At 70.1% G+C, this 13,774-nt stretch carries 9 protein-coding genes and 4 tRNA genes; 10 read left to right on the top strand and 3 right to left on the bottom strand.

What is annotated here, in order from left to right:
• Positions 1–1,770 (bottom strand): DEAD/DEAH box helicase (locus SMA5143A_RS13470; RefSeq protein ID WP_107463173.1); only part of this gene is annotated, 1,770 nt, incomplete at its 3' end.
• 526 nt (positions 1,771–2,296) lie between these two features.
• Entirely contained in the window at positions 2,297–2,836 is a 540-nt protein-coding gene (locus tag SMA5143A_RS13465) for a hypothetical protein (RefSeq protein ID WP_181361832.1), read from the bottom strand.
• Between the two features lie 267 nt (positions 2,837–3,103).
• On the opposite strand from SMA5143A_RS13465, the gene SMA5143A_RS44570 reads away from it, so the two are divergent.
• Together SMA5143A_RS44570 and SMA5143A_RS13455 are read left to right on the top strand one after the other, a co-directional pair.
• Positions 3,104–3,667 (top strand): hypothetical protein, encoded by a 564-nt coding sequence (locus tag SMA5143A_RS44570; protein ID WP_146193901.1) that lies wholly within the window; start codon positions 3,104–3,106, stop codon positions 3,665–3,667.
• Between the two features lie 467 nt (positions 3,668–4,134).
• On the top strand, positions 4,135–4,485 hold the full coding sequence (locus tag SMA5143A_RS13455) for a metallopeptidase family protein (protein WP_107443221.1): 351 nt from the start codon (positions 4,135–4,137) through the stop codon (positions 4,483–4,485).
• A gap of 69 nt (positions 4,486–4,554) precedes the next feature.
• Here the strand turns inward: SMA5143A_RS13455 and SMA5143A_RS13450 are convergent, their stop codons facing one another.
• Positions 4,555–4,893, bottom strand: a complete 339-nt coding sequence (locus tag SMA5143A_RS13450) for a metallopeptidase family protein (protein ID WP_181361831.1) — start codon at positions 4,891–4,893, stop codon at positions 4,555–4,557.
• A gap of 134 nt (positions 4,894–5,027) precedes the next feature.
• Here SMA5143A_RS13450 and SMA5143A_RS13445 point away from each other — a divergent pair, with 134 nt between their 5' ends.
• The 8 genes from SMA5143A_RS13445 to SMA5143A_RS13410 all read left to right on the top strand — a co-directional run bounded on the left by SMA5143A_RS13445 (position 5,028) and on the right by SMA5143A_RS13410 (position 13,571).
• A complete protein-coding gene (locus SMA5143A_RS13445; protein WP_107463139.1) occupies positions 5,028–6,713 on the top strand; it encodes a metallophosphoesterase family protein in 1,686 nt (561 codons plus the stop codon).
• An 82-nt stretch (positions 6,714–6,795) separates the two neighbouring features.
• Positions 6,796–6,868: transfer RNA gene (locus SMA5143A_RS13440), tRNA-Glu, on the top strand.
• 36 nt (positions 6,869–6,904) lie between these two features.
• Positions 6,905–6,979: transfer RNA gene (locus SMA5143A_RS13435), tRNA-Asp, on the top strand.
• Positions 6,980–7,004: 25 nt separating this feature from the next.
• Positions 7,005–7,078: transfer RNA gene (locus tag SMA5143A_RS13430), tRNA-Phe, on the top strand.
• A gap of 92 nt (positions 7,079–7,170) precedes the next feature.
• Positions 7,171–8,805 (top strand): hypothetical protein, encoded by a 1,635-nt coding sequence (locus SMA5143A_RS13425; protein WP_258193504.1) that lies wholly within the window; start codon positions 7,171–7,173, stop codon positions 8,803–8,805.
• 112 nt (positions 8,806–8,917) lie between these two features.
• Complete coding sequence (hrpA, locus tag SMA5143A_RS13420; protein WP_107463137.1) at positions 8,918–12,886, top strand: ATP-dependent RNA helicase HrpA; 3,969 nt, start codon at positions 8,918–8,920, stop codon at positions 12,884–12,886.
• A 109-nt stretch (positions 12,887–12,995) separates the two neighbouring features.
• Positions 12,996–13,070 (top strand) — tRNA-Asp (locus SMA5143A_RS13415).
• 279 nt (positions 13,071–13,349) lie between these two features.
• A complete protein-coding gene (locus SMA5143A_RS13410) occupies positions 13,350–13,571 on the top strand; it encodes a DUF6274 family protein (protein WP_107463136.1) in 222 nt (73 codons plus the stop codon).
• The last annotated feature ends 203 nt before the right edge of the window (positions 13,572–13,774 follow it).

The following is a 13,774-nucleotide window of genomic DNA, read 5'->3' as shown; positions in this document are numbered from 1 at the left end:
GCCGCGGTCGTCACGACGCTCGAAGGAACGACCACCACGGTCGAAGCCACGCTCATTGTCCCGACGGAAACCGCCCCGGTCGTCACGACGCTCACCGCGGTTCTCACGGTTGTCGCGGTCGTCCCGTCGGAAACCGCCGCGGTCGTCACGACGCTCGTACGACGAGGGACGCCCGTACGAACCGCGCTCGGCCCGGTCGGTCCGCTCGAACCGCTCGGTCTTCTCGACGCGCTCGACGTCCTGCGCGGCCGGCTGCTCCGGCACGGACACCTCGGACAGCACCGCGGCGTCGACAGCGGCGGCAGCCGCCTCGACGACGGTGGCACCCTCGCCCGTCTCCTCGGCGCGCGCCTGGGCGATCGCCGCCTCGGGGTCCTCGCCCCGCTCCCGCGCGGCACGCGCGGTCAGCCGGTCGGCCTCCTCGCGCAGCTCGGCGGCGCGGCGCGTGGCCCGCTCCAACTGCTTGGTGAGGTGAGCGACTTCACGCTCGGCCTGCTGCGCGGCGTTGCCGGCGGACTCGGCCTGGACCTCGGTCATCGACCGGGCACCGGTGATCTCGGCGACCTCGGGGTCGAACGTCGTACCGCCCTGGATGATGTGGCGCCCGGCGTCGACGCCCGCGTCCTCCATCAGCCGGAAGATCTGGCGGCGCTGGTGCGGCAGGGAGAGGGAGACGACCGTGCCCGTACGCCCGGCACGCGCCGTACGGCCGGCCCGGTGCAGGTAGTCCTTGTGGTCGCCGGCCGGGTCCACGTTGAGGACGAGGTCGATGCCGTCGACGTGGATGCCGCGCGCGGCGACGTCGGTCGCGACGAGCGCGTTGACGTAGCCGTCCTTGAAGTCGGCCAGCGTCCGGGTCCGCGCGCCCTGCGTCATACCGCCGTGCAGCGCGTCGGCCTTCACTCCGGCGTCACGCAGCTGCTCGGCGATGCGGTCCGCGCCGAGCTGGGTGCGGACGAAGATGATGGTGCGGCCCTTGCGGGAGGCGATCGCGGCGGTGACCGGCGCCTTGTCCTTGGGCTTCACGATCAGGATGTGGTGCGACATGGTCGTGACGTTGCCCTGGGCGCTGTCGACCTCGTGCGTGACCGGGTTGCTCAGGTAGCGCTTGACCAGGGTGGAGATCTCGTTCTCCATGGTCGCGGAGAACAGCATCCGCTGGCCGCCGGCCGGGACCTGGTCGAGCAGCTCGGTGACCTCGGGCAGGAAGCCCAGGTCCGACATCTGGTCGGCCTCGTCGAGGACGGCGATCTGGACGTTCTCCAGCGAGCAGGCACCGCGGTTGATGATGTCGCGGAGGCGGCCGGGGGTGGCGACGAGGATGTCGACGCCACGCTCCAGGGCGTAGATCTGGTTGCCCATCGACGTACCGCCGCAGACGACCTTCATCTTCAGGCCGAGGACGTCGCCGTACGGCTGGAGCGCGTCCGCGACCTGCATCGCGAGCTCACGGGTCGGGGTGAGGATGACGGCGCGGGGCTTGTGCTTCTCGGTGCGGCCGCCGGCGAGCGTCGCGAGGGTCGGCAGACCGAAGGAGAGGGTCTTGCCGGAGCCGGTGCGGCCTCGACCGAGGATGTCCTTGCCGGCCAGGGCGTCCGGGATGGTCGCGGCCTGGATCGGGAAGGGGATGGTCACGCCGTTCTGCGCGAGCTTGCGCACAACGCCCTCGGGGAGACCGAGGTCGGCGAAGGTGACCGCGGGGGTCTCCTCGACGATCTCGTTCTCGCCGTTCTCGGGCATGACGGCGTGATCAGAACTGGAAATGGACATGCGTATGCGAAACCTTCCGGAGTCTCGTCGGCACGCGCCCGTCAACTCCGTGATTCGCAATACGACCGCCTCTATGCGGTCAGCCACGGTAAGGGAGAGAACGCGCCACACGGCGCGCTTCTGCGTTGGCGCCGGGCAAATGAATCAAACGATCTATAACCATACGCACCCTCCACCCCTAAAGGCAAACCGAGCTGATACCCGCAGGTCAGAAGGCGATCAGCGGACCTCGGCTGGGAAAGCCAGACTCCTGACCGACTTCACCGATGAGAGGGGAAACCGCTGGCCAGGGGCCCTGCGACGGGGTCGGCGGCACCGTCTTCCCGGCCGGGACGGGAGCGGCCGCCGCGCAGTCCTGGCACCCGTGTCGTCCGCCACACTCCTGCGGGCGCCGAAAGGCCACCGCCACCGCGCAGACGGCGACGACCACCGCGCACACGGCCATCACCCCGCAGGACGCGGCCACGATCACCCCGGCGAGGCTCCCGCCCGCCCCACAGCGGCACACAGCAGTCCCGTCCGGCCGCTACGCCGCGTCCCCCGCCTCCGGCGCGGGCTCCCGTTCCATCAGCTGCGCCCCCTGCTCGTGCGCGGACGACGACGGCTCGGCCGACGGCTCCGGCGCCGGGGACTCCGCCGGGGCCGACGGCTCGGGCGGCTCCGGCGGGGCGGAGGAGGGCGCGGGCGTGGGTTCGCCCTTCGTCGGCTCCGGCACGGGCGGCCGCTCGCCGCCCCCCTTGCCGTTCCCGCCCTTGCCGTTCTTCGGCGGCTTCGCCTTCTTGGACGGCTCCGCCCCCTCGGAGGCCGCCGCCGAGGCGGAGGCCGACCGGGAGGCGGAGGGGTCGGGCGAGCCCGAGGGACGCGGCTTGCCGCGCCCGACCTGGTACCCCGTACCGCCCCCGCCCGTCACGGCGGTGCCCCCGTCAGGCCGCTCACCGCCCCGCTGCCCGGCGGAGGGCGAGGGGCCGGGGTGCTGCCCGCCGTCCCCCACGCTCATGCAGCCGGCGGCCGCGGCGACGGCCATGACCGTGGCGGCCAGGCGAACGGGTACGTACAAGGCGCGCACGGCGGCCACCTCCGTGGGGGCGGAAAGGGGAGTCCCCCTGTTCAACTCCCGCCGCACACAAGAGGACACGCGCCACGCCGACCCGCCGGGCCCCCGCCACCCCGCGCCGGGCCGACCCGCCGGACCTCCACCACGTCACGCCGGAGCGACCAGCCGGACCTCCACCACCCCACGCTCCGGAGCGGCCGACCCGACCGCCCGGCCGCCCCTACCCGTAGCCCAGGGCGTGCAGCCGGGCGTCGTCGATGCCGAGTGGTGGGCGATCTCGTGCACGCAGAAACGGAGGGCCTGGACGTGGTGAGCCGTCTCCGGGAGGCGTTTCGGGAGTTGCGGACGGCCGACGAACGCCAGGAGCGGGAGCGGCGGGAGGCTCACGCGGCCCACCTGGCGGGCGGCCCGGCCCCCAAGGCGTACAAGCGCGTGGACTACCTGGCCCAGCGGGAGGACAAGCTCCTGGCCCTCCAGGCGGCCCAGAACCGGGCCCGGGAGCTGAGGGTCCAGTACGACGCCATGGAAACGGACCCGGCGGTCATGGCGGAGGAGCGGGACGCCCTGGTGAAGGCCCTGGAGGGCGAACACGCTCGCATGGCGGAGCTGGCCGTGGAGGCCGAGCGCGCGTACCAGCGGTTCGCGGCCGTCAGGGCCCGCGCGGAGTACCTGTCCTTGGAGCTGGGCGACGTGGCGGCCCCGGCGGGACTGAAGTACGCCAACGACGACGTGACCGACGGAAGTGAGTGGGGCGCGATTTTCCGCGTGGCGCAGTCCACGGACCCGCGCGTAACGGGGGAGTGGCTGGTCTCCGCCCTTCGGGACGCCACCTCCAAGGCGTGAACGCCCACCTGGGGGCCTGGCGACAGGGCCGGGCCCCCTTTCCCTACCTGGGCCCTGGCGGGCCCCAGAGAGGCCCTGGAGGCTGACGTGAACTCTGTTGCCTGGCTCCCGGAGCAGACGGACCGGGAGGACGCCACGGGCCGTGTCGCCGTGGCCGTCGCCAACCACCTGGTGGAGGGGTGGACGCCCCCGGTCCGGCTCAAGTCAGGGGCCATCGGCGCCCCAGGATGGCCGATCCTCGGCCTGGAGATCATGCCGGGGCGCGGGTGCCATCACAGGGCCCGCCATGGCCACGTAGACGGTGGAGACGGACACCGGTACGGGCCAGGACCTACCGGCCAACCGGGCCAACTGGTACTCACCAGGGCCGGGACAGCTAAGACGGCTGAGCCCTGGATGTGTGCCTGGCGGAAGGTCAGGGCTCCGTAAGTGCTCCGATTTCGTGACCACTCACAGACAATGGGCCTGTGCTGGAGATGACACGCGACAGGTTCGAAGAACTGGTGAGTGAGGCCCTGGACCAGATCCCGCCGGAGTTGACGCGGGTCATGGACAACGTGGCCGTCTTCGTGGAGGACGAGCCGCCCGCCGACGACCCGGAGCTACTGGGGCTGTACGAGGGGACCCCGCTCACGGAACGCGGCGAGTGGTACGCCGGTGTCCTTCCGGACCGCATCACGATCTACATGGGCCCGACCCTGCGCTTCTGCGAGACGTCGGAGGACGTGGTGCACGAGGTGGCCGTGACGGTCGTCCACGAGGTGGCGCACCACTTCGGCATTGAGGACGCGCGGCTCCACGAACTGGGCTGGGGCTGACCTCCTGGCGTCCCTGTGACGCCCCCACCCGGCCCCCGACCAGGGGCAATAACAGGCCCTCCGGGGATGTCACCCAACTGGCAGGAGACCAACAAAAGAGGTGTATGACGGGGTATCCTGCACCGCGGTCACCTCGGTCTCCGCGACGACGTCCTCCCGGGTCTCGCACATCCGCAGCGTCGGCCCCCGGTAGATCGTGATCCGGTCCGGCAGCACCCCCGCGTACCACTCCCCGCGATCCGTGAGCGGAGTCCCCTCGTAGAGCCCGAGCAGCTCGGGGTCGTCGGCGGGCGGCTCGTCCTCGACGAACACCGCCACGTTGTCCATCAGCCGCGTCAGCTCCGGCGGGATCCGGTCCAACGCCTCGGCGACCAGCTCCTCGAGCTCCTCGCGCGTCATCTCCAGCACAGGCCCATTGTCGGGCACGACCCGCCCGGACGAGAGATACGGGTCACAGGACGACCGCTGGGGTCACGCCACGGAACGGGGCCCGGTCCCCAATCCCCCGCATATCCCCCCACCCTCCTGGGCATACGGCCTCAATGGCCCGCGTCCCCGCCGCAACAGCCACCACCATGACCGCCATCCGTACGACCCTGCGCCGCATCCGCCGCGCGCTGCCACCGGCCCCCCGGGCCACGACCCGCCGACGCCGCCCAGGCGACCCGCGGCCGGCGGTCGAACCGGCGCGCCGCGCCCGGCCGTGGGCCCGCGCGCTCGGCCTGGTCACCGTCGTCGTGGTCGGCGCCTGGCTCGGCCTGCTGGTCGTGGGCAACGTACGGACCCCCGTCGGCCCCATGAACACCACGATGACGCTGCGCCCGTCGCTCACCGGCGGCACGAAGATCAACGTCTCGCCGCTGGGCGCCCTGGAGCTGAGCAGTCATCACGCCCCCGTACGCCTCGACGTGAACGTGGACCAGCTGGACCCCGACCGCGCCCAGGCCCTGGTCGACCACCCCGAGCGGATCTCGGGCCTCCAGGACGAGATCGCGTCGGACGTCCGGCGCGGCACGCTGGACCTGGCCCTGCGGTCGGGCGTCGCCGTGGTCACGGGGGCGACCGCGCTGGGGCTCGTCGTCTACCGCCGCCCGCGCCGCGCCCTGGCCGCCGGTGGCCTGGCGCTCGGGCTGCTCGCCGCCTCCGGGGGCACCGCCGCCGCCACCTGGAACCCGAACTCGGTCCTGGAGCCCAAGTTCTCGGGCCTGCTCTCCTCCGCGCCCTCCCTCGTGGGCAACGCGCGCAGCATCGTCACGGAGTTCGACGTCTACCAGAAGGAACTGGCACGCCTGGTGACGAACGTGACCAAGCTGTACGACGTCACGTCCACCCTTCCCGCGTACCAGCCGGACCCCACCACCATCCGGGTCCTGCACGTCTCCGACATCCACCTCAACCCCGCGAGCTGGAAGATCATCGCCTCGCTGGTGGAGCAGTACGACATCAACGTGATCGTCGACTCCGGCGACACCATGGACCACGGCACCGCCGCCGAGAACGCCTTCCTGGACCCGATCGCCGACCTCGGGGCGCCGTACGTCTGGGTGCGCGGCAACCACGACTCCCGCGAGACCCAGCGGTATCTGGAGGGCGTCAAGAACACGCACGTCCTCGACGACGGGAAGGCGGTGAACGTGGGCGGGCTGCGCTTCGCGGGGATCGGCGACCCCCAGTTCACCCCGGACCGCTCCACGGACAAGGCGGGCCTGCCCTCGGAGGAGGCGGCCGGACAGCGGCTGGCGGGGGCGCTGCGGGCCCAGAAGGCGGCCGGCACACCCGTGGACATCGCGATCGCCCACAACCCGGACGCGGCACGCGAGACGGACGGGGACGTGCCGCTCGTCCTCGCCGGGCACCTCCACCACCCGGAGATGGAGGTCCTGGACGAGGGCACCCGCCTGCGCATCGAGGGCTCGACCGGGGGCAGCGGGCTGCGCGCCCTGGAGGGCGACTACCCGGATCCGATCGAGACGTCGGTCCTGTACCTCGACCGCGACACCCATCGCCTCCAGGCCTGGGACGAGATCAAACTCGGGGGTCTGGGACTGACGACGGCCGAGGTCAGCCGCCACCTCCCGAAGGAGAACCAGCCGGGAGCACTCCAGTCCCCGTCCCCCTCCGGAAGCCCGTCGGGCACCCCCTCCGGAACCCCGTCAGGAACCCCGTCCGGCACGCCTCCGAGCACGTCACCCGGCGGGGCGGCCACCCGTTCCCCGGCCCGCCCGTAAACCGTTTTGGCGTTACCTCCCGCCATCCCATATGCTTCTCACGTCCCCGACGCGCTGATGAAGCGCCCACGGCGGGCCGATAGCCCTCATCGTCTAGCGGCCTAGGACGCCGCCCTTTCAAGGCGGTAGCACGGGTTCGAATCCCGTTGGGGGCACGCAAGAACGTGTGCGACACTGTCGTACGCAACCTTGGTCCTGTGGAGCAGTTTGGAGTGCTCGCCACCCTGTCAAGGTGGAGGCCGCGGGTTCAAATCCCGTCAGGACCGCTCGGTGTTTCACGTGAAACACCGTGGCTGGGTAGCTCAGTTGGTACGAGCGATCGCCTGAAAAGCGATAGGTCGCCGGTTCGACCCCGGCCCCAGCCACACCGTATGAAAACCCCCTCCGGGTGACCGGAGGGGGTTTTCGTCGCTCACAGCGAGCCACCATCGCTCGCACCGAGAACCATGGGGGGTTCTTGAGAGGCATCACCAGGGGGATCGTGACGGCCGGTGCCGTTCTGTTCTCCACGTTCGCGATACCCGGCACGGCGCACGCCGCCGCACCGACGGTCAAGGAAGCGACGAGCGACTCGGCCGACTGGTCGGTCATCGACGTACGGCTCAACCATGGCAGCGCCCTCGGCGAGGACGTCGAGAAGATCACCGCGACGCTCCGCCCGGTCGGCAGCGACCAGTCGGAGACCCCGGTGGCCACCGTCACCGAGTTCAAGCAGACCTACTGGGTGAGCGGCTGGGAAGGCGTCTGGTCCTCCCCGCCAGTCCACCTGGACACCCTCGGCGACTACACGATCGATGTCGAGGCCACGACCAGCGGCGGTGAGACCACCGTCCGCAAGGACGCCGGGACGCTGCGGTACCGCAAGCAGCCCGTCATCCAGGACTTCGCCGTCACACCCACCCAGCCGACCATCGAGGACAAGACGGTCACGGTCAGCGGTGACATGGTCGTCCGCGACCCGAGCACCCGCGCCACCGAACCGCTGCCCAACGCCTCCGTGGACCTGAGGATCGGCCAGCAGATCGAGACGACCACCACCGCGGACGAGAAGGGCCACTTCTCCGTCTCCCGGCAGGTGGAGGAGGGCGGCTGGTCCTGGGCCACCTACCAGGGCGACCTGGGCTACGCCACCGTCCCCTGGGTGAGCATCGACCCGAAGGCCGCGCCCACCCGACTCGTCCTCGACAAGTCGAGCTTCCACCCCACCGCCGGCGACAAGATCACCGTCACCGGCACGCTGGAGTACCAGAGCGGCGAGGCATGGAAGCCGCTGTCCGGCATCCCGCTGGAGATGGACCACAAGGGCAGCAGCATCTCGAACCCCATCGAGGCGACCACCGGCACCGACGGCCGCTTCAGCTTCGCCGCCAGCCCCTATCAGAAGACCGTCTACGAGGTGGCCTTCCCGCCGTACCCGAAGAACCAGTGGATCCAGCGCACCGCGACCGCCGATGTCAAGGTGTCGGTCACGGCGACGACCAGGTTCCGCGAGTTCACGGCCTCGCTGGACGAGTACGCCGAGCTCAGCGTCTCCGGCATCCTCGGGGTCACCGGGGACGACCACGGCGAGCGAGTCGGTGTGGCCGTCCAGTACTCGCCCGACGGCAAGACCGGCTGGACCACCGAGAAAACCGTCAAGACGAGCTTCGACTCCCAGTTCCACACCACCCTCCCGGGCTACACCGACGGCTACTGGCGGCTGAAGTACGCGGGCTCCACCACGACCGACGTCAAGGGCACCACCAGCAGCGTCCTGCGCAAGAACCGGGCCCTCACCCGGATCAAGAGCGCCGACGCCACGCCCGAGCCGGTCCGCAAGGGCCGGACCCTCACCGTCAAGGGCGTGCTCCAGGAGCGCAAGGCGGGCACCTCGACCTGGAAGGCGTACGGGTCCAAGAAGGTCCAGATTCTCTTCCGGCCCAAGGGCAAGAAGACCTGGTACCTGATGACGACCGTCACCTCGAAGTCCAACGGCTCCTTCAGCAAGGGCTTCACGGCCCAGCAGGACGGCACCTGGGTGCCGGTCTTCCTGTACCCCGACGGCAAGCACTTCGTCGGCAGCGGGAAAGAGGACTACGTCGACGTGCGGTGACACCCGCGGCCCACGCGGCGGCCGGCGGTAACGCGCATCACAGGCGCACAGCGAGGGGCGAACGCAAAAGCGTTCGCCCCTCGTTTCGTCGAGGTGAGATCCTGGACGGCGTATGTCTACGCCACCTGCCCCCGCCCTCGGCGCCCTCGCCCCCCGCCTGGCCGAGCTGTCCCTGCGCGACGCGCACCGGCTCGGGCGCAGGCTCGAAGGCGCGCGCAAGATCCGTAAGCCCGAGGCCCGGGCCGCCGTCCTCGCCGAGATCGAGGCCGAGGTCGCCAAGGGCGAGGCCCGTATGGCCGAGCGCGCCGCCCGCGTGCCGGCCGTCTCGTACCCCGAACAGCTGCCCGTCAGCCAGAAGAAGGACGAGATCGCGGCCGCCATCCGCGACCACCAGGTGGTCATCGTGGCCGGTGAGACCGGCTCCGGCAAGACGACCCAGATCCCGAAGATCTGTATGGAACTGGGGCGCGGCGTCCGCGGCATGATCGGGCACACCCAGCCCCGCCGGATCGCCGCCCGCACCGTCGCCGAGCGGGTGGCGGAGGAGCTGAACACCCCCCTCGGCGAGGCCGTCGGCTGGAAGGTCCGCTTCACCGACCAGGTCAACCAGGACGCGACCTTCGTCAAGCTGATGACGGACGGCATCCTGCTCGCCGAGATCCAGACGGACCGCGAGCTGCGCGCCTACGACACGATCATCATCGACGAGGCCCACGAGCGGTCCCTCAACATCGACTTCCTGCTGGGCTACCTCGCCCAGCTGCTCCCGAAGCGCCCGGACCTCAAGGTCGTCATCACCTCCGCGACCATCGACCCCGAGCGGTTCTCCCGCCACTTCGGCGACGCCCCGATCGTCGAGGTCAGCGGCCGTACGTACCCGGTCGAGGTGCGCTACCGCCCCCTCCTCGAAGAGGACTCCGACGACGCCGACCGGGACCAGATCACCGCCATCTGCGACGCCGTCGAGGAGCTCCAGGGCGAGGGCAAGGGCGACATCCTCGTCTTCCTCTCCGGTGAGCGCGAGATCCGTGACACCGCCGACGCGCTGATCAAGAAGAACTACCCCCGCGCCGGAGGCGCTCATGGGCAGGGCACCGAGGTCCTCCCCCTCTACGCGCGGCTCTCGCACGCCGAGCAGCACCGCGTCTTCCAGCCGCACACCGGCCGCCGGATCGTGCTCGCCACCAACGTCGCCGAGACGTCGCTGACCGTCCCCGGCATCAAGTACGTCATCGACCCGGGCTTCGCCCGCATCAGCCGCTACAGCCACCGCACCAAGGTGCAGCGGCTGCCGATCGAGCCGATCTCCCAGGCCAGCGCCAACCAGCGCAAGGGCCGCTGCGGCCGTACGTCCGACGGCATCTGCATCCGCCTGTACACCGAGGACGACTTCGACGCGCGCCCGGAGTTCACGGACGCCGAGATCCTGCGGACGAACCTCGCCTCCGTCATCCTGCAGATGACCGCGGCCGGCCTCGGCGACATCGAGAAGTTCCCCTTCATCGACCCGCCGGACCACCGCAACATCCGCGACGGCGTCCAGCTCCTCCAGGAGCTCGGCGCGCTCGACCCCACGCAGAAGGACGTCCGCAAGCGGCTGACCACGATGGGCCGCAAGCTCTCCCAGCTGCCCGTCGACCCGCGCCTGGCCCGGATGGTCGTCGAGGCCGACAAGAACGGCTGCGCCCGCGAGGTCATGGTCATCGCCGCCGCGCTGTCCATCCAGGACCCGCGCGAACGCCCCGCCGACAAGCAGACCCAGGCCGACCAGCAGCACGCCCGCTTCAAGGACGAGTCCTCCGACTTCCTCGCCTTCCTCAACCTGTGGCGCTACGTCCGCGAGCAGCAGAAGGAACGCGGCTCGTCGTCCTTCCGCCGGATGTGCAAGCAGGAGTACCTCAACTTCCTGCGCATCCGCGAGTGGCAGGACATCTACAGCCAGCTCCGCACGGTCGCCAAGCAGATGGGCATCCACCTCAACGAGGAGGACGCCCCCGAGCAGCAGGTGCACGTCTCGCTCCTGGCCGGCCTGCTGTCCCACATCGGCATGAAGGACATCAAGGACGGCGCGAAGAACGAGTACCTGGGCGCCCGCAGCGCCAAGTTCGCGATCTTCCCCGGCTCGGCCCTCTTCAAGAAGCCCCCGCGCTTCGTGATGTCCGCCGAGCTGGTGGAGACCTCCCGCCTCTGGGCCCGCGTCAACGCGAAGATCGAGCCCGAGTGGGTCGAGCCGCTCGCCGAGCACCTGCTGAAGCGCACGTACAGCGAACCGCACTGGGAGAAGGACCAGGCGGCCGTGATGGCGTACGAGAAGGTCACGCTGTACGGCGTCCCGATCGTCGCCCAGCGGAAGGTGAACTACGGCCGCATCGACCCCGAGGCGAGCCGCGAGCTCTTCATCCGCAACGCGCTCGTCGAGGGCGACTGGCGTACGCACCACAAGTTCTTCGCCGACAACCGCAAGCTCCTCAGCGAGGTCGAGGAGCTGGAGCATCGCGCCCGGCGCCGGGACATCGTGGTCGACGACGACACCCTCTTCGACTTCTACTACCAGCGGGTCCCCGAACACGTGGTGTCGGGCGCCCACTTCGACTCGTGGTGGAAGCGCAAGCGGCACGAGCAGCCCGACTTCCTGGACTTCGAGCGCGAGATGCTCATCCGGGAGTCGGCGGAGGCGGTCACCAAGGCGGACTACCCCGACTCCTGGCGCCAGGGGCAGCTGAAGTTCCGCGTCACGTACCAGTTCGAGCCGGGCGCGGACGCGGACGGCGTCACCGTCCACATCCCCCTCCAGGTCCTCAACCAGGTCACCGACGAGGGCTTCGACTGGCAGATCCCGGGCCTGCGCGAGGACGTGGTGACGGAACTGATCCGCTCCCTGCCCAAGCCGATCCGCCGCAACTACGTCCCGGCCCCCAACTTCGCCAAGCGCTTCCTCGACCAGGCGGTGCCCCTCCAGGAACCGCTGACCGTCACGCTCGCCCGCGAACTCAAGCGCATGGTGGGCGTGCCCGTCGCCGCCGAGGACTTCGACTGGTCCCGCGTCCCCAACCATCTGAAGATCACCTTCCGTATCGTCGACGAGCGGCGCCGGAAGCTGGCCGAGGACAAGGACCTGGAATCCCTTCGGCTCCAACTGAAGCCGAAGGCCCGCAAGGCGCTCTCCCAGGCCGCCGCGGCGACCGCCGAACGCCAGGGCGGCGAGTCCCTGGAACGCACGGGCCTGACGGACTGGACGATCGGCTCCCTCACCCGCGTCTTCGAGACCCGGCGCGCCGGCCACCCCGTGAAGGCCTACCCGGCCCTCGTGGACGACGGCGACACCGTCTCCGTACGCCTCTTCGACACCGAGGCGGAGCAGTCGGAAGCGATGTGGAAGGGCACCCGAAGGCTCATCCTGCGAAACATTCCGGTCAACCCTGCGAAGTTCGCGAGCGAAAAGCTGACCAACGCGCAGAAGCTCGCCCTCTCGGCGAACCCGCACGGTTCGATCCAAGGACTGTTCGACGACTGCGCGACGGCCGCCGCCGACAGACTCATCGCCGACTTCGGCGGACCGGCCTGGGACGAGGAGTCGTACCGCAAGCTCTACGACAAGGTCCGCGCGGAGATCGTCGACACCACCGTCCGCACGGTCGGCCAGGTCCAGCAGGTCCTCGCCGCCTGGCAGGCCTGTGAGCGCCGCCTGAAGGCCACGAGGAGCCCCGCCCTCCTGCCCAACCTCGCCGACGTACGCGGGCAGCTGGACGCCCTTGTGAAGCCGGGCTTCGTCACGGAGACGGGGCTGCGCCGGCTCCCGGATCTGATGCGCTATCTGGTGGCCGCGGACCGGCGGCTCCAGCAGATGCCGACGAGCGTCCAGCGGGACACCTCCCGCATGGAGAAGGTCCACGAGATGCGGGACGAGTACGCCTGGCTGCTGGAACAACTCCCCCAGGGGCGGCCCGTACCATCGTCGGTCCTGGACATCCGCTGGATGATCGAGGAACTCCGCGTCAGCTACTTCGCGCACGCCCTGGGGACGGCGTATCCGGTCTCCGACAAGCGCATCGTGAAAGCGATCGACGCGGCGGTGCCGTAGCCGTCACACTGTGACGAGCACTGCACGTTGGGTGAGTTCGACCAGGGGGCTCACCCTCCTGTACAGTCTCTTCTCGCAGGCCAGCGCACACACGCTGACTGCGAAACCTGGTCCTGTGGAGCAGTTTGGAGTGCTCGCCACCCTGTCAAGGTGGAGGCCGCGGGTTCAAATCCCGTCAGGACCGCACGATTCAGAGAGACCCGCATCCGTCGAGGATGCGGGTCTTTTTGCTGCACCGGTCGCGACAGGGGGAGCGGCCGGGGGTGCGTTGGCGGCTGCGGGTGCGTGGTGGTTTCTCGCGCAGTTCCCCGCGCCCCTGAAGGCTTGGGCCTGCGTGCCGCCAACGAACCGCGCACCCCCACCCCACCAGGCACCCCGCCCCCACGCGGACGCGACGGGGCTTGACGGAGTCACATTCCATCGGTACTTCGGAAACAGGGCCCCAAGACCCCGGAGGTGGCGTATGGCGGCGTCCGCTCGGCACGAGACCCGCGCTCTGCTCCGCGCCCACCTGTCGGCCGCCTCCTCCTACCGCCACTTCACCCGGCACTGCCCGATCTGCCACCGGCTGCTGCGCCTGGCGCCGGACACCGTGACGACGCGCATCCTGACGACGGACACCCCCACAGTCGACGAGGACCGCTCCGAGGGCCCCACGGAGGACGAGAGCCCCTCCAAGGCATGAACGATGGCGCGAGCGCCGACGGGCGGGGAACACACCCGGCACGACTACGCGCCCGCCTCAACTCCCGCCCCCTTTACCGCACGTGACTCATGAGTAACAAGACACTCGGCATGTGACGGGTGTCACCGCATAAGTTTCCGGAACGTGGGTTCTTACAGCTCTCCTACAACTGGTCAATTTAATATGTGCAATTGCACCAGTCT

The organism is Streptomyces sp. MA5143a (assembly GCF_900290235.1).
In the GTDB taxonomy this organism is placed as follows: domain Bacteria; phylum Actinomycetota; class Actinomycetes; order Streptomycetales; family Streptomycetaceae; genus Streptomyces.
Note: the sequence above shows the minus strand (reverse complement) of the source record. Positions and strands in the feature narration are given on the sequence as shown.